This is a genomic window from Bradyrhizobium sp., from assembly GCF_030697065.1.
Taxonomy (GTDB): domain Bacteria; phylum Pseudomonadota; class Alphaproteobacteria; order Rhizobiales; family Xanthobacteraceae; genus Bradyrhizobium.
This window is the reverse complement of sequence record NZ_JAUYQU010000151.1, coordinates 1-15,350: the sequence shown is the minus strand read 5'-3', so window position 1 is coordinate 15,350 and position 15,350 is coordinate 1. Positions and strand designations below refer to the sequence as shown.

The following is a 15,350-nucleotide window of genomic DNA, read 5'->3' as shown; positions in this document are numbered from 1 at the left end:
AATCCTTCATAGGCGGCGACGATCCGCGCCACCAGTTCATGGCGAATCACGTCTTCGGCGGTGAATTTCACCTGCGAAATGCCTTCGACGCCATCGAGCAGCCGTGCGGCCTCCGCAAGTCCCGAAGTCTGTCCGGGCGGCAGATCGACCTGGGAGGGATCGCCCGTGATGATCATGCGGCTGTTTTCACCGAGCCGCGTCAGGAACATCTTCATCTGCATCGACGTGGTGTTCTGCGCCTCGTCCAGGATGATGACGGCGTTGGTCAGGGTACGGCCGCGCATGAAGGCGAGCGGCGCGATCTCGATTTCGCCGGCCTGCAGCGCGCGCTCGACGATCCGCGAGTCCATCAAATCGTACAGCGCATCATAGATCGGCCGCAGATAGGGATCGACCTTCTCCCGGAGGTCGCCGGGCAGGAAGCCGAGCCGCTCGCCGGCCTCGACCGCGGGGCGCGACAGGATGATGCGATCGACTTCCTTGCGTTCGAACAATTGCGCGGCATGCGCCACGGCGAGCCAGGTCTTGCCGGTGCCCGCCGGGCCGATGCCGAACACCATTTCGTGGCGCTTCAGCGCGCGGATATAGGAATCCTGGGCGGCGGTGCGCGCCCGCACCGGACGCTTGCGCAAATTGATGGTCTCGAACGCCGTCTTCGCGGCCTTGGCGTCGAATTCGAACAGCGACCCCTGCGCGATCACGGCGCGAATCGCCCCCTCGACGTCGCCCTGCGCGAGGTCGTGGCCCTGCGTCGCCTGCGCATACAGCGTCTCCAGCACCCGCCGCCCGGCGTCGCAGCCGTCGCGCGAGCCGGCGATCGTGATGTGATTGCCGCGCGAATCGACCACGATTCCGAGCCGGCGCTCGATCAGCGCCAGGTTCTGGCCGTAGGGGCCGACCAGAGCGGACGCCGCCCGATTGTCGTCGAAATCGATGACGACCTGCGTTTCGGGGGGGATTTGCATGTCGCGGTCAAATTTGCGGGCGGGAGCGAGTGCAGGCGAATCCGATGCGCTTTTGGGCAAGGGTTCAGGCTCCCGTTATCATTGGGGAAGAAGCGGAGATTCGCGAGGATGCCGGCCGTGCAGGAGCCGTGGCGGCGAGTTCGCCGAGCAGGCTGTAGCGCTCGAGGCTGGCAATCGTCACCGGCAGCACCTGCCCGATGATGTCAGGGGACGCCATCACATGCGCCGGCTGCAGATAGGCGGTGCGGCCGACGATCTGGCCGGGATTGCGGGCGGCGCGTTCGAACAGCACGTCCACGGTGCTGCCGATCGCAGCCAAATTGAAGGCCGCTTGCTGGCCGTCGATCAATTCCTGGAGCCGCACCAATCGCTCGTCCATTTCAGCCGCTGACACCGTCTCCCGCATGTCCGCCGCCGGCGTGCCGGGCCGCGGCGAATACTTGAACGAATAAGCCCCAGCGTATCCGATTTGCCGGACCAGCGCGAGTGTCGAGACGAAATCTTCCTCGGTCTCGGTGGGAAAGCCCACGATAAAATCCGATGAAAAAGCAATGTCTTGCCGGACCGCGCGGAACCGGTCGATGGTGCGGCGGTAATCCTCGGCGCTGTGCTTGCGGTTCATCGCGGCCAGAATCCGGTCTGAACCCGACTGCACCGGGAGATGCACGAACGGCATCAGTTCCGGCAAATCGCGGTGCGCCGCGATCAGGCTGTCGTCGACGTCGCGGGGATGGCTGGTGGAATAGCGCAGCCGCGCGATGCCGGGGATCCCGGCCAGGCGATGCAGCAATGCGCCGAGCGACCAGGTGCGGCCGTCCGGCCCCTCGCCGTGATAGGCATTGACGTTCTGACCGATCAGGGTGATTTCGCGCACCCCGTTGTCGGCCAGTCGCAGCACGTCGTCGACGATCCTGGCGACCGGACGCGATACTTCGGCGCCCCTGGTATAGGGCACCACGCAGAACGTACAAAACTTGTCGCAGCCTTCCTGCACCGTGACGAAGGATGAAATGCCGCGCGAGCGGATCGCATCGGGCTTCGGCGGCGCCAGGAAGCCGAATTTGTCCTCGACCGGAAATTCCGTCTCCACCGCGCGGCCGTGGCTCTTCGCCCGCGCCAGGAGCTGCGGCAAATGATGGTAGCTTTGCGGGCCGACCACGACATCGACCGTCGGCGCCCGGCGAATGATCTCGGCGCCTTCCGCCTGCGCGACGCAGCCGGCCACCGCGATGCTCATGCGGCGGCCATTTCGCGCGGCCTCGTCCTTGACGGCGCGCAGCCGTCCGAGCTCGGAGTAGACCTTCTCCGATGCCTTCTCGCGGATGTGGCAAGTGTTGAGAATCACGAGATCCGCATCGTCCACGCTGGACGTCTCGACAAAGCCTTCGGGTGCCAGCGTGTCCACCATGCGTTGCGCATCGTAGACGTTCATCTGACAACCATATGACTTGATATGCAGCTTGCGCGGCGGGCTCATGGAACCTGAATGCTGTGCTGGGGTGGCGCCATTGCGGCGCAGGGGCTCAATTATAGGCTAAAGCGCTGGAAATCCAGCGCGATAGAGCCGTCATTCCGGGTCGATGCGCTTTGCATCGAACCCGGAATCTCGAGATTCCGGGTCTGGTGCTTACGCACCATCCCGGAATGACGGCCTAATTGGTCCCAATCCGCCCGATTAGCCCCGGTAATTGCCGCATATCGTCGAATATCGCGGCAGCGCCGGCGGCGCGCAGCCGTTCGCCGTGGCCGGGGCGGCAGTGGCTGCCGCCGTGAAAACCGAGCACGCTCATCCCGGCGGCGACCGCGGCGGCGATGCCCGGCAGGCTGTCCTCGATCACCAGGCAGCGCGCCGGTGCGGCCCGCATCTGTCCGGCGGCAAACAGGAACAGGTCGGGCGCCGGCTTGCCGCGTTCGACTTGCGAGGCGGAGAAAATGTGGGGAGCCAGCCGATCATGGAGCCCGGCGCATGTGAGGCCGTGGCGGATTTTCTCCGGCGTGCCGCTCGACGCCACGCATTTCGGCAGGCTGATCGCGGCGATCGCTTCGTCGATGCGCGGAATGGCCCTGAGTTCATCGGCGTAGCGCCGCAGCGTGGCTTGTTTCATCTGCGAGTCAAAATCATCGGGAAGCGCGCGGCCGAGTTCGGCTTCGATGGTTTGGCGGGCTTCGCGATCCGACACGCCCAGAAATCGCTCGAGCACCTGATCCGGCGTGATCGTGTAGCCGTGGCGGTTCAACATTTCCGCATGCGCGGCGCAGGAGATCACTTCGCTGTCGACCAGCACGCCGTCGCAGTCGAAAATGACGAGATCGAAACGGACTGTGTCGTGACGCGTATTCTGCACGCGATCAGGATTTGTCGTCGTCCAGCGGGACGCAATACAGTTCCAGCCGGTGATCGACCAGCTTGTAGCCGAGCCTGCGGGCGATTTCGGCCTGCAGCTTCTCGATTTCCTCGTTGGTGAATTCGATCACCTTGCCGTCGCGCAGATTGATCAGGTGATCGTGATGGCTGTCGCGCATCTGCTCGTAGCGGGCGCGGCCCTCGCGGAAATCATGCCGCTCGATGATGCCGGCGTCCTCGAACAGTTTTACCGTGCGGTACACCGTCGAGATCGAGATCTTGTCGTCGACCGCGACGCAGCGGCGATACAGTTCCTCGACGTCGGGGTGATCCACCGCGTCCGCCAGCACGCGCGCGATCACGCGGCGCTGTTCGGTCATGCGCATGCCGGTGGCGGCGCAGCGGGATTCGATGCTGGCGGCCTTCGGCACGGGCGTGGATTTCAATGCAGTCATGATTCGTCCGCTTTCGGCAACGATGATCCGCCAGATCACACTGCGGTCGGATCGTGCGCCCCTTGCAAGGGCCTTTCTGCCACTCCGGGCGCGCTACGACAAGTCGCGACGCATCAGAAGTGCGTTCAATTGTTCCCCGTTGGCCTCGCGGTAATACCGTTCGCGACGGCCCACGACGGCGAATCCGGCCCGTTCGTACAACCGCCGCGCCGGCTGATTATTCTCCTCGACCTCGAGGAATATGGTGCGCACGCCGCGGCCCGCCAGATGGCCGAGATGTGTCATCAGGAGGTCGCGGGACAGCCCGCGGCCGCGCTGATCGGCGGCAACGGCGATCGACAGGATCTCGGCCTCGTCCGCGGCCAGGCGCGACACCGCGAAGCCGATGATCTTTCGTCCCTGCCTGAGGCGATGAACCAGCGTGTTGCGCTCGGCCAGCATGGTCTCGAATTCGGCTTCGCCCCAGCCGCGGTGAAACGATGCGCCGTGCAATTGCGCCAGATGGGTCGCATCGCGCGGGATCGCGGGCTCGATCACCGGATCGCCGCCGCGCCACCATCCGCGCAACCAGGAACCGATCTGGCCCATCATGACGCCGGCGGCGGCGCGGCTTTCTGCAGCGCGTCCTGTGAAGGCTTGGCATCGGGCGGTCGCAGGTAATAGGGCCGCGCCGGCGCCGCATCCGGACTGACCGCGGCCCCCAGCCACGCCACCCAGGCGATATCAGGCGCCGGTTGCGGGTCGACCCTGAACGGCGGCTCCGCATCGGCCGGCCAGCGCTGGCCGAGAATCCCGGCGGCATTGCCGACCAGGTGCGGCGCGCCGAATCGCGCAGCATCGAGCGCCTCCGCGATCGGCGCGACGCGCGGCCGGACCAGCGAACCGCCGTCGCCGCTCACCACCTGATAATAAACATGGTCGTGCCGCGCATCGATCGCCGAGATTACCGGCTGCGCGGCATTCTGCCCGACCACCGGTGCGGCATAGGCCGTCAGCGTGGTCAGCCCGACCACCGGCTTGCCGGCGGCAAGGCCGATGCCGCGCGCCGCGGAAAGGCCGACCCGCAGGCCGGTAAAGCTGCCGGGGCCGGTGGTCACCGCGATGCGGTCGAGCGCAGTGAAGGCAACGCCGGAGGCCTCCATGACGCGCGCGATCAGTGGCATCAGCGCCTCGGCATGGCCGCGCTTCATCGGCTGCGACTCCCGCGCGATCAGTTGGGCCGCGTCGGTGTCGAGCACGGCGGCGGCGCAGGCGTCGAGTGCGGTATCGATGGCGAGGATCAGCATGGACGTGTCTTATCATCATTCGGTGGAACTCAAGCGGTTGGAACTTCTTCACAAACTGCCTTTGTCGGATTTCATGAAGTCGGCACCGCACGGAGTGTCAAGTATTCTTGACACAACCTCTGGGAGGCTAAGGCATTGATATTATGACGAATTAAGGAAGTATTAGCCATCGGATGGCAGCTTGGGCTCAGGTAAAGCGGATCCATTTCGGGTCCGGACGATGCATTTTCGGCAGATCAAGCCACGCTCGTTACCGACGGCTGGAAAGGTGTTTGAAGTGAATTTTTGGAGAAACGATTCGACGGCGCGAGACGCGCTCGCCCAGGTCATGGCCATCAGCAAGTCGCAAGCCGTGATCGAGTTCAACATGGACGGCACCATCATCACCGCCAATTCCAACTTCCTCGATGCGCTGGGTTATCGGCTGGAGGAAATCCAGGGCAGGCATCACGCCATGTTCGTGCTGCCGGCGATGCGCGAATCGGTCGAATATCGCGCGTTCTGGGCCAACCTCAACCGCGGAGAATTCCAGGCCGCCGAATATCCGCGGATCGCCAAAGGCGGTCGCGAGATCTGGATCCAGGCTTCCTACAATCCGATTTTCGACAACGCCGGCAAGCCGTGCAAGGTGATCAAGTTCGCCACCGACATCACCGCGCAGAAGCTTCGCAGCATGGAGGATGCCGGCCGGATCGCCGCCATCGGCCGCGCCCAGGGAGTGATCGAGTTCAATCTCGACGGCACCATCATCTCCGCCAATGATATTTTTCTCGGCGTGGTCGGCTATTCGCTGGCCGAAATCCAGGGCAAGCATCACCGCATGTTCGTCGCCCCCGGCGAGCGCGACGGCAGCGCCTATCGTGAATTCTGGGCGAGCCTCAACCGCGGCCAGTTTCAGTCCGCCGAATACAAGCGATTCGGCAAGGGCGGCAAGGAGGTCTGGATCCTGGCTTCCTACAACCCGATCCTCGACGACACCGGAAGGCCATTCAAGGTGGTGAAATTCTGCAGCGATGTCACCGCGCAGAAGCTGAAAGCCGCCGACCTGGCGGGACAGATCGAGGCGATCGGCAAATCGCAGGCGGTGATCGAATTCAACATGGACGGCACCATCCTGACCGCGAATGAAAATTTCCTCGGCGCAATGGGGTATTCGCTGGGAGAAATCCAGGGCAAGCATCACCGCATCTTCGTCGATCCCGCCGACCGCGATGGCGCGGAGTATCGTGAATTCTGGGCCAGCCTCAACCGCGGCGTCTACCAGGCGGCGGAATACAAGCGGTTCGGCAAGGGCGGCAGGGAAATCTGGATCCAGGCATCCTACAATCCGATCCTCGACCTCAACGGCAAGCCGTTCAAGGTCGTGAAATACGCGACGGATACCACGGTTCAGGTGGTCGCGCGGCTGCGAAACGAGCGGGTCCGCACCATGATGGAATCGGTCGCCGCCGGCGCCGAAGAGCTCAACGCCTCGGTTCGCGAAATCTCCCAGGCGATGGCGAAGTCGAGGGAGACCGCATCGACGGCGGTCGATCGGGTCGAGGTCGCCGATCAGCAGGCGCAGCGACTGAGCGCAGCATCGGAGTCGATGCGCAGCATCGTCGATCTCATCGGCAACATCACGGGCCAGATCAACCTGCTGGCGCTCAATGCCACCATCGAATCGGCGCGGGCCGGCGAAGCCGGCAGGGGGTTCGCGGTGGTGGCGTCCGAGGTCAAGAATCTCGCCAGCCAGGCCAAGCAGGCCACCGACAAGATCGGCGAGGAGATCGGCAATCTGAACGGCATTTCCGGCGACGTCGTCGAAGCCCTCAATTCCATCAAGCAGGCGATTCAGCACGTCAGCGAGTATGTGACGTCGACCGCGGCGGCGGTCGAGGAGCAGAGCGCGGTCACCAGCGAAATGTCCACCAGCATGCAGCGCGCGGCGGCCGAGGCCGCGGCGATCGGGCAGGCGGCGTAGGTCAGGCTCCCAACGCCAACCTCCGCCATGGCCGGGCTCGTCCCGGCCATCCACGCCTTCCTGGCTTTCCCGCAGGCAGCGCAAAGACGTGAATGCCCGGCACAAGGCCGGGCATGACAAACTTCGATATCCGATTTGGTCCGACGTCCGCGCTAGCTTCTCACATCGGCCGGACTTCGACCACGTCGGGCACGAAATGCTTCAGCAGGTTCTGGATGCCGTGCTGCAGCGTCGCGGTGGAAGACGGGCAGCCGGCGCAGGCGCCCTTCATGTTGAGATAGACGATGCCGTCCTTGAAACCGCGGAAGGTGATGTCGCCGCCGTCATTGGCGACCGCGGGGCGCACCCTGGTCTCGATCAGGTCCTTGATGGTCGCGACCGTTTCGGCGTCGGCCTCGTTGAAGAACTCGTCTTCCTCGTCGGCGGCCTCGTCGCTGGCGGCAATGCCGTCGGCCAATAGCGGCGCGCCCGACATGTAGTGTTCCATGATGGCGCCGAGGATCGACGGCTTGAGATGCTGCCAGTCGCTCGCGTCCTTGGTCACGGTGACGAAGTCGGAGCCGTAGAACACGCTGGTGACGCCGGGCACGTCGAACAGCCGCGCGGCCAGCGGCGAGCGCGCCGCGGCTTCGCGATTGGCGAATTCCATGGTGCCGCCGTCGAGTACCGTGCGTCCGGGAATGAACTTCAGGGTGGCGGGATTGGGTGTGGCTTCGGTCTGGATGAACATCGGTTTCTCCTGCGACGTCGGTTCAAGGCCGGCGCGTGGCTTACCCCTTAGCAGATGGCGACGGCCGATGCACGATCAAGGGGGCGCAAAGCAGAGTTCCAAAGCGCATCTTCTCACTGCAGAGCTTAATCCCGGCGCATCGTTCGGCGACGCTCTTCTCCCCTCCCGCCACGCGCCTCTTGCGCGTGGCGGGGAGGGGTCGGGGGTGGGGGGTGTTTCCGCAAATTTGCTGTCAGCGGATGCGCTGATAGACCCCCCACCCCCAACCCCTCCCCACCGCTTCGCGGGGGGAGGGGAGAAGAGGGGCCTTACGACAACCCGTCGATGGCCGCATCGCTGAGCTCGCCGGGCACGATAATGACGGGAATCGGGAAGGAGCCGACCGTCTTGGCCATGGTGGTGATGATCGGGCCGGGGCCCTCGGGACCGGGATTGGCGGCCAGCACCAGCATCGCGATGTCGACGTCCTTTTCGATCACGTCGAGGATCTGGTCGGTGGGATCGCCCTCGCGGATCACGCGTTCGGGGGTGATCGCGGCGATGCCGTTGGCGCGGCCGGAGGCGCGGTCGAGCGCGGCGTTGGCGTTCTCCTCCGCCTCGGCGCGCATGATGTCGGCGACCCCGAGCCATTGCTGGTTCTGGTCCTCGGTCTCGATCACGCGCAGCATCACCACGGCGCCGCCGACGCGGATCGCCCAGCGGCTGGCGTAGTAGACCGCGCGGTCCCATTCCGCGGTGTCGTCAACGATGACAAGGCATTTCGGCTTGTGACCGGTCTCGTAGCTTCGTCGCTGGGTGGTCATGCATGTCCCGATGCTGCGCCAAACCGGCCCATGCTGCCATGGCGCAGCCATGCTCCACAAGCGGCAGTGCGAACGCTTTGCGGTGGATCAATTGTGGCGAAGGCGTGGAAAGCTAGCGCTTGCTGACGAATCCGACGATGTCGCGGGTCGCCTGCATGGTTTCGGCGGCGATCACGCGGGCGCGCGCTGCGCCGTCGAACAGCACCTGGTCGACATAACCGGGGTCCGCCACCAGCCGCTTCATCTCGGAGGCGATGGGCGACAGTTTTGTCACGCACAATTCGACCAGCGAATTCTTGAAGGCCGAAAATTGCCCGCCGCCGAATTCGCCGAGCAGATCGGCTTTGGTTCGCCCCGACAGGGCCGCGTAGATCCCGACCAGATTGTCGGCCTCGGGACGGGTCTCGAGCCCCTTTTCCTCCGACGGCAGCGGCTCCGGATCGGTCTTCGCCTTGCGGATTTTCTGCGCGATGGTGTCGGCATCGTCGGTGAGGTTGATGCGCGAATTGTCCGACGCGTCCGACTTCGACATTTTCTTGGTGCCGTCGCGCAACGACATCACCCGGGTCGCGGGACCGGTGATCAGCGGTTCCGGCTGCGGGAAGAACAATCCGTCGTCGAAGCCGTGGCCGCGGATCGACTCGGCAAAGTCGTTGTTGAACTTCTGCGCGATGTCGCGCGACAGTTCGAGGTGTTGCTTCTGGTCCTCGCCGACGGGAACGTGGGTGGCGCGATAGACCAGGATGTCGGCCGCCATCAGCACCGGATAATCGTAGAGTCCGACCGACGCCGCCTCGCGGTCCTTGCCGGCCTTGTCCTTGAACTGCGTCATGCGGTTGAGCCAGCCGATCCGCGCCACGCAATTGAAGATCCACGCCAGTTCCGCGTGCTCGAGCACCTGGCTCTGGTTGAAGACGATATGTTTCTTGGGATCGATCCCGGCGGCGATGAAGGCCGCGGTCACTTCGCGGGTGTTGCGCGCCAGCTCGGCCGGGCCGCCCCACACCTCCACCGGCTGCGTGATGGCGTGCATGTCGACGACGCAATAGAGACAATTATGCGTCTCCTGCAATTTGACGAAATTGACGATCGCGCCGAGGTAATTGCCGAGATGCAGATTGCCGGTCGGCTGGACGCCCGAAAATACCCGCTCAACGAATGCCATTGTCAGCTTCCCTGTTCCGGGCCGTCCCATGCCACGCGGGCCTCAGTCGCGCAAGCCGGCAGCCCTGCCTTGCCGGATCGCACCCATCGCCTCGGCCCAGCCGGTGACGCCGGACAGCGCCAGCAGCCCGCCGTAAACAGCGATTCCGCCCGCGATCAGCACCCCGAGCAGCGCGGCCTGCGCAAAGCCGTGCGCGGTTGCCGCCAGCGGCAACGCGAACGTCGTCGCCAGCCACAGCAGCCCGCCCATGGTGAGCGCCGCCGCCACGATGCGCGGCAGCCGCCGCCGTGCTGCGGCATCGATGGCGAAGCCGAATGTGACGGCGCCGCGCCGGATCAGGACGAGCGCGCTGCTCCAGGCCCCGAGCGCGATCGCAGCGGCAATGCCGCCGGCGCCATACAGTTGGCCGAGTATCAGGGCGAACGCGATCGCGACGACGAATCCCGTCGCCGTCGCCTTGAGCGGCGTGCTGGTATCCTCGCGCGCGAAAAACGCCGGCGACAGCGCCTTGACCAGCACATGCGCGGGCAGGCCGAGCGCCAGCCAGGTCAGCGCCTGCGCGGTGTCGGCGGTATCGGCCGCGGTGAAGGCGCCGTGCTGGAACAGCAGCCGCACGATCGGTTCGGCGAGCACGATCAATCCGAGCGTCGCCGGCAGCGCCAGCCCGACGCTGAGTTCGAGCCCGCGCGACTGCGCATGCGCGATGGCGCCGCGATCCCCCGCGCGCACGCCGCGCGTCAATTCGGGCACCAGCACGGTGCCCATGGCGACGCCGACCAGGCCGAGCGGCAGTTCGATCAGGCGGTTGGCAAAATACAGCCACGATATCGCCGAGGGCGATGACGACGCGATCACCGCGCCGCCGAGCACCAGCAGTTGCGGCCCGGCGCTGGCAATCATGCCGGGGACGGCCTTGCCGAGAAAGCCGCGCATCGGCGCATCGAACGTAATCCGCAACGGCGTCGCGGTGTCGCGGCCCTGCGAGACCAGCATCAGCAATTGCAGCAGCCCGGCCGCGCCGACCGTGCCGGCGACCACCAGTGCGGCGAAGCCGGCATCCTGGCGCCACGCCAGCAGCGCCGCCATCACGGCGATCAGCACGATGTTGAACAGCAGCGGCGAGAACGCGGTCAGCGCAAAGCGGCCTTGCGCGTTCAACAGCGCCATCATCACGGTGACGGGACCTGCGAAGGCGAGATAGGGCAGCATCAACCGGGCATCGTCGATCGCCATCTGCAGCGTCGGCGTCGCGGCAAAGCCCGGCGCCAGTGCTGCCATGACCAGCGGCATCAACAGCCCGATCAGCGCCGCCGCCGCCACCAGCGCGGCGCCGACGGTGCCGAGCACGCTGCCCGCAAACGCCGCGGCCGCGACGGTTCCCTCGGCGTCGCGCACCCGCAGCCAGGCCGGCACCAGTGACGCATTCAGCGCGCCCTCGGTCAGCAGCCGCCGCACCACATTGATTCCCTGAAACGCCACCAGGAACGCATCGGCGACGGCGCCGGTGCCGAGCAGCGCCGCCAGCATCGCATCGCGCGCGAAGCCGAGCAGCCGCGAGGCCAGCGTTCCCGAGGAGACCGTGAGGAAGGAGCGGATCATCGGGGCTCTATACCAGCTTCGCTTGCTGGCGCAGGGGCTAACGTGATAGGCCGCAGCACCTTTTCAACGCCGGTTCGCGCGGGGTTTCCGCCAGCAATCGCAGCCGCCGCAACAGGACTGATCGATGACCACAGCGAAATACGACGTTCTCGGGATCGGCAATGCGATTTTCGACGTGCTAGTGCAGACCGACGAGGGCTTTCTCGCCCGTCACGGCATGACCAAGGGCGGCATGGCGCTGATCGACGAGGCCCGCGCGCTGGCGATCTACGGCGACATGGGCCCGGCCACCGAAATGTCCGGCGGCTCGGCCGCCAACACCATCGTCGGGATCGCCAATCTCGGCGCCCGCGCCGCCTATGTCGGCAAGGTCCGCGACGACCAGATCGGCCGCCTCTATACCCACGACATCCGCGCCGCCGGGGTCGCGTTCGAGACGAAGGCCGCGGCCGACGGCCCCGCCACCGGCTGCTCCTACATCCTGGTGACGCCGGACGGCGAGCGCACCATGAACACCTATCTCGGCGCCGCGCAGGACCTGACGCCAGCCGATATCGACGAAAGCGAGGTCGCGGCCTCCGGCATCATCTATCTCGAAGGCTATCTCTGGGATCCCGCCAGCGCCAAGCAAGCCTTCGTCAAGGCCGCCACCATCGCCCACGGCGCCGGCCGCCAGGTGGCGCTGACGCTGTCGGATTCATTCTGCGTCGACCGCTACCGCGACGAGTTTCTCGATCTGATGCGCAAGGGCACCGTCGATCTGATTTTCGCCAACGAGGCCGAACTGCATTCGCTGTACCAGACCTCGGATTTCGACTCCGCGCTGACGCAATTGCGCCAGGATACAAAACTCGGCATCGTCACCCGCAGCGAAAAGGGCTGCGTCGTAGCCTCGAAGGACGGCGTCGTCGCGGTGCCGGCCTTTCCGATCGACCGCATGGTCGACACGACAGGCGCCGGCGATTTGTTCGCCGCCGGCTTCCTGTTCGGCCTCGTGCGCAACGCGGGTTACGAGAACGCCGGCCGGCTGGGCGCGTTGGCGGCGGCGGAAGTGATCCAGCACATCGGCGCACGGCCGCAGGTGTCGCTGAAGGAATTGGCGCAGCAGAACGGGCTGCCGGTGTAACAAAATTCGCGGGCGATCCGGGGATCGGCTGGCAGTCGTGGATCAACGACGATCTGAGTAAGCCGACAGCGAGGTGACTCGACCATCCGGACCCTGCCGCGGCCGGAAGAATCGGTATCAAGATAAGGTTGAACTATCATTGCATGGGGTTGTTTTCGACTTTTTTGGTGAGGCCCATCCGCAGGCGCCGCGCGACGCCCCTTACGCCGTCTTCGCCGCCTTCAGTCCCAGCTTCGCCTCGACCGCGTCGCGCATCAGGAACTTCTGGATCTTCCCCGTCACCGTCATCGGAAACTCCTCGACGAATTCGACGTAGCGCGGGATCTTGTTGTGCGCGATCTGGCCCTGGCAGAAGCTGCGGACCTCGTCGGCGGTGAGGGTCTCGCCCGGGCGCACCCGGATCCAGGCGCACAGTTCCTCGCCGTAGCGGGTGTCGGCGACGCCAAAAATCTGCACGTCCTGGATTTTTGGATGGCGGTAGAGATATTCCTCGATCTCGCGCGGATAGAGGTTGTCGCCGCCGCGGATCACCATGTCCTTGATGCGGCCGACGATGTTGCAATAGCCCTCGGCGTCGATGATGGCGATGTCGCCGGTGTGCATCCAGCCCGCGGCGTCCAGCACCTCGGCGGTCTTTTCGGGCTCGTCCCAGTAGCCCAGCATGACGCTGTAGCCGCGGGTGCAGAGTTCGCCGCGCTCGCCGCGCGGCACGATGCGGCCGTCGCGGTCGATCACCTTGACCTCGACATGTGGATGGATGCGCCCGACGGTGGAAACCCGCCGCTCCAAGGGATCGTCGGTGGCGCTCTGGAAGCTGACCGGGCTGGTCTCGGTCATGCCATAGGCGATGGTGACGTCGCGCATGTTCATCGCCTCGTTGACGCGCCGCATCACCTCGATCGGGCAGGGCGCGCCGGCCATGATGCCGGTGCGCAGCGATTTCAGGTCGAACTTCGCGAAATCCGGATGGTCGAGTTCGGCGATGAACATGGTGGGCACGCCGTACAGCGCCGTGCATTTCTCCCGCTCCACGGTCTGCAGCGTCGCCAGCGGATCGAAACCCTCGCCGGGATAGACCATCGCCGCACCCGAGGTGACGGCGGCGAGATTGCCCATCACCATGCCGAAGCAGTGATAGAGCGGCACCGGGATGCAGATCCGGTCGGTCTCGGCGAGGCGCATCGCGCGGCCGACGAAATAGCCGTTGTTGAGGATGTTGTGGTGCGTCAGCGTCACGCCCTTCGGCGAACCCGTGGTGCCGCTGGTGAACTGGATATTGACGGCATCGTCGAACTGCAGCGCCTTGCCGAGGCTTGCGAGTTCGTCGCGGTGCCGCGCGCCGCCCATGCCGGCGACCGCATCGAACGCGATGGTGCCGGGACAGGCCGGGCCGCCGATCTGGATCACCGCGCGCAAATGCGGCAGCCGCGCCGCCTGCAATTGCCCAGGCTTCGCCGTCGCCAGTTCCGGCAGCAGCGTGTTCAGCATCTCCATGTACTGGCTGGTCTTGAACGCGGTCGCCGTCACCAGCGCGGCGCAGCCGACCTTGGCCAATGCGAATTCGAGTTCGCTGAGGCGGTAGGCCGGATTGATGGTGACGAGCACGAGGCCGGCCTTGGCGGCGGCGAACTGCGTCAGCGCCCATTCGGGGCGATTGAGCGACCAGACCCCGATGCGCGCGCCGCGTTCCAGCCCGAGCGCGAGAAACCCCGCCGCCAGCGCATCGACCCGCTCGGCCAGTTCCTGCCACGTCCACCTGACGTCATGGCTCGGCGAAACCAGCGCCTCGCGTTTGCCCCAGCGCCGCGCCGCCTGGTCCAGGGCGTGCCCGATGGTCTCCCCCAGCAGCGGCGCATCGGCGATGCCGCAAACGTAACTATCGGCTGTTTCGGTCAAGTCGGCCTCTCCATGTGCAGACGGGCAATTCTATCGACGTCATTGCGAGGAGCGCAGCGACGAAGCAATCCATTCTTCTCTGGCGTGGCGAAATGGATTGCTTCGCTAGCGCTCGCAATGACGGCTCGCTCACGCCGCCCGTTGCGCCGCATCGAGCCCGGCATAGACGCCGCGCTCGAGGCCGGCGAACGCTTCCAGGCACTTGCCGTCCGCGAACGGCAGCACCTGCATCAGGATCACGCCGGCGACGCTGCGCGCCGGATCGATCCAGAAATAGGTGTTGGCGAGTCCAGCCCAGGCCAGGCTGCCGGGGCTGCGGCCTTCCGGCGTCTTGGCGGTGTTGATCAGGAAGCTGAGCCCCCATTTCTTGTCCATGCCGGGATAGAGATCGACGTCGTTGGTGTAGGCAGGCGCCACCGATATCATCTTGCCCATATTGAGCTCGCCGATCTGGTTCTGGCTCATCAGCGCGACGGTCTCGGGCTTCAGCACCTGGTTGCCGTTGCCCTTGCCCTTGTTGAGGATCATCTGGGTGAACTTGATGTAGTCGCCGGCCGTGCCGTACAGCCCGCCGCCGCCCATGTGGAACTCCGGATTCTGCTCCAGTTCGAACGGGATCGATACCAGCGCGCCGTCCTCGCCGCGGGCGTGCATGCCGACCAGACGCTTGCGCTGGGCGTCGCCGATCCTGAAGGCGGTATCGCTCATGCCGAGCGGGGCCAGCAGGTGGTCGCGCAGATAGGCGTCGAGTTTCTTGCCGCTGACGGCCTCAACCGCCTTGCCGACGAAGTCGATGTTGGTGCCGTATTCCCAGCGCGTGCCGGGCTCGCTCGCGATCGGGGTCTTCAGCGCCGCGTTCTGGCAGGTGGTGATGGCAGGAATGCCGGCCTTCTCCAGATAGGTCGCGATGTCGCCGTTCCACATGTTGTAGGCGAAGCCGGCGGTGTGGGTCATGAGCTGGCGCAGCGTGATCGGCCGGGTTGCCGGGCGCAGTTTGGGTTCGCCGCTGGCGTCGAAA

14 protein-coding genes are annotated in these 15,350 nt (G+C 65.4%); 2 read left to right on the top strand and 12 right to left on the bottom strand.

Going from position 1 to position 15,350, the window contains the following annotated elements:
• From Q8R73_RS12025 to tsaB, 6 genes are all read right to left on the bottom strand, one after another.
• A partial coding sequence (locus tag Q8R73_RS12025) for a PhoH family protein (RefSeq protein WP_305719766.1) occupies positions 1-1,025 on the bottom strand: 1,025 nt, incomplete at its 3' end.
• A gap of 4 nt (positions 1,026-1,029) precedes the next feature.
• Positions 1,030-2,442, bottom strand: a complete 1,413-nt coding sequence (gene miaB, locus Q8R73_RS12020; RefSeq protein ID WP_305719765.1) for a tRNA (N6-isopentenyl adenosine(37)-C2)-methylthiotransferase MiaB — start codon at positions 2,440-2,442, stop codon at positions 1,030-1,032.
• 175 nt (positions 2,443-2,617) lie between these two features.
• The gene (locus Q8R73_RS12015; protein ID WP_305719764.1) at positions 2,618-3,310 is read right to left on the bottom strand and encodes an HAD family hydrolase; all 693 of its coding nucleotides are present in this window, start codon (positions 3,308-3,310) and stop codon (positions 2,618-2,620) included.
• A gap of 4 nt (positions 3,311-3,314) precedes the next feature.
• Positions 3,315-3,764, bottom strand: a complete 450-nt coding sequence (locus Q8R73_RS12010) for a Fur family transcriptional regulator (protein ID WP_305719763.1) — start codon at positions 3,762-3,764, stop codon at positions 3,315-3,317.
• Between the two features lie 93 nt (positions 3,765-3,857).
• A complete protein-coding gene (rimI, locus tag Q8R73_RS12005) occupies positions 3,858-4,352 on the bottom strand; it encodes a ribosomal protein S18-alanine N-acetyltransferase (protein WP_305719768.1) in 495 nt (164 codons plus the stop codon).
• Positions 4,352-5,050 carry a tRNA (adenosine(37)-N6)-threonylcarbamoyltransferase complex dimerization subunit type 1 TsaB gene (tsaB, locus tag Q8R73_RS12000; RefSeq protein ID WP_305719762.1) on the bottom strand — a complete coding sequence of 233 codons (699 nt, stop codon included), beginning with the start codon at positions 5,048-5,050 and terminating at the stop codon, positions 4,352-4,354. Before tsaB ends, rimI begins: the two co-directional genes overlap by 1 nt.
• A gap of 328 nt (positions 5,051-5,378) precedes the next feature.
• On the opposite strand from tsaB, the gene Q8R73_RS11995 reads away from it, so the two are divergent.
• Positions 5,379-7,013 (top strand): PAS domain-containing methyl-accepting chemotaxis protein, encoded by a 1,635-nt coding sequence (locus Q8R73_RS11995; protein WP_305719767.1) that lies wholly within the window; start codon positions 5,379-5,381, stop codon positions 7,011-7,013.
• A 160-nt stretch (positions 7,014-7,173) separates the two neighbouring features.
• Here the strand turns inward: Q8R73_RS11995 and Q8R73_RS11990 are convergent, their stop codons facing one another.
• The 4 genes from Q8R73_RS11990 to murJ all read right to left on the bottom strand — a co-directional run bounded on the left by Q8R73_RS11990 (position 7,174) and on the right by murJ (position 11,310).
• Positions 7,174-7,743, bottom strand: a complete 570-nt coding sequence (locus tag Q8R73_RS11990) for a NifU family protein (RefSeq protein ID WP_305719761.1) — start codon at positions 7,741-7,743, stop codon at positions 7,174-7,176.
• Between the two features lie 308 nt (positions 7,744-8,051).
• Positions 8,052-8,546: a universal stress protein gene (locus Q8R73_RS11985; RefSeq protein WP_305719760.1), complete on the bottom strand. Its 495-nt coding sequence runs from the start codon at positions 8,544-8,546 to the stop codon at positions 8,052-8,054.
• Between the two features lie 112 nt (positions 8,547-8,658).
• Positions 8,659-9,711: a tryptophan--tRNA ligase gene (trpS, locus tag Q8R73_RS11980; RefSeq protein WP_305719759.1), complete on the bottom strand. Its 1,053-nt coding sequence runs from the start codon at positions 9,709-9,711 to the stop codon at positions 8,659-8,661.
• A gap of 42 nt (positions 9,712-9,753) precedes the next feature.
• Positions 9,754-11,310 (bottom strand): murein biosynthesis integral membrane protein MurJ, encoded by a 1,557-nt coding sequence (murJ, locus tag Q8R73_RS11975; RefSeq protein ID WP_305719758.1) that lies wholly within the window; start codon positions 11,308-11,310, stop codon positions 9,754-9,756.
• Positions 11,311-11,434: 124 nt separating this feature from the next.
• On the opposite strand from murJ, the gene Q8R73_RS11970 reads away from it, so the two are divergent.
• Entirely contained in the window at positions 11,435-12,436 is a 1,002-nt protein-coding gene (locus tag Q8R73_RS11970) for an adenosine kinase (RefSeq protein WP_305719757.1), read from the top strand.
• A 201-nt stretch (positions 12,437-12,637) separates the two neighbouring features.
• Here the strand turns inward: Q8R73_RS11970 and Q8R73_RS11965 are convergent, their stop codons facing one another.
• Positions 12,638-14,332, bottom strand: a complete 1,695-nt coding sequence (locus Q8R73_RS11965; protein WP_305719756.1) for an AMP-binding protein — start codon at positions 14,330-14,332, stop codon at positions 12,638-12,640.
• A gap of 129 nt (positions 14,333-14,461) precedes the next feature.
• Positions 14,462-15,350 (bottom strand): serine hydrolase (locus Q8R73_RS11960; protein ID WP_305719755.1); only part of this gene is annotated, 889 nt, incomplete at its 5' end.

Excerpts from the sequence above, each read along its gene's own strand:
- miaB (WP_305719765.1), bottom strand. The coding sequence starts at position 2,442 with ATGAGCCCGCCGCGCAAGCTGCATATCAAGTCATATGGTTGTCAGATG.
- Q8R73_RS12010 (WP_305719763.1), bottom strand. The coding sequence starts at position 3,764 with ATGACTGCATTGAAATCCACGCCCGTGCCGAAGGCCGCCAGCATCGAA.
- rimI (WP_305719768.1), bottom strand. The coding sequence starts at position 4,352 with ATGGGCCAGATCGGTTCCTGGTTGCGCGGATGGTGGCGCGGCGGCGAT.
- tsaB (WP_305719762.1), bottom strand. The coding sequence starts at position 5,050 with ATGCTGATCCTCGCCATCGATACCGCACTCGACGCCTGCGCCGCCGCC.
- Q8R73_RS11995 (WP_305719767.1), top strand. The coding sequence starts at position 5,379 with ATGGCCATCAGCAAGTCGCAAGCCGTGATCGAGTTCAACATGGACGGC.
- Q8R73_RS11990 (WP_305719761.1), bottom strand. The coding sequence starts at position 7,743 with ATGTTCATCCAGACCGAAGCCACACCCAATCCCGCCACCCTGAAGTTC.
- Q8R73_RS11985 (WP_305719760.1), bottom strand. The coding sequence starts at position 8,546 with ATGACCACCCAGCGACGAAGCTACGAGACCGGTCACAAGCCGAAATGC.
- trpS (WP_305719759.1), bottom strand. The coding sequence starts at position 9,711 with ATGGCATTCGTTGAGCGGGTATTTTCGGGCGTCCAGCCGACCGGCAAT.
- murJ (WP_305719758.1), bottom strand. The coding sequence starts at position 11,310 with ATGATCCGCTCCTTCCTCACGGTCTCCTCGGGAACGCTGGCCTCGCGG.
- Q8R73_RS11970 (WP_305719757.1), top strand. The coding sequence starts at position 11,435 with ATGACCACAGCGAAATACGACGTTCTCGGGATCGGCAATGCGATTTTC.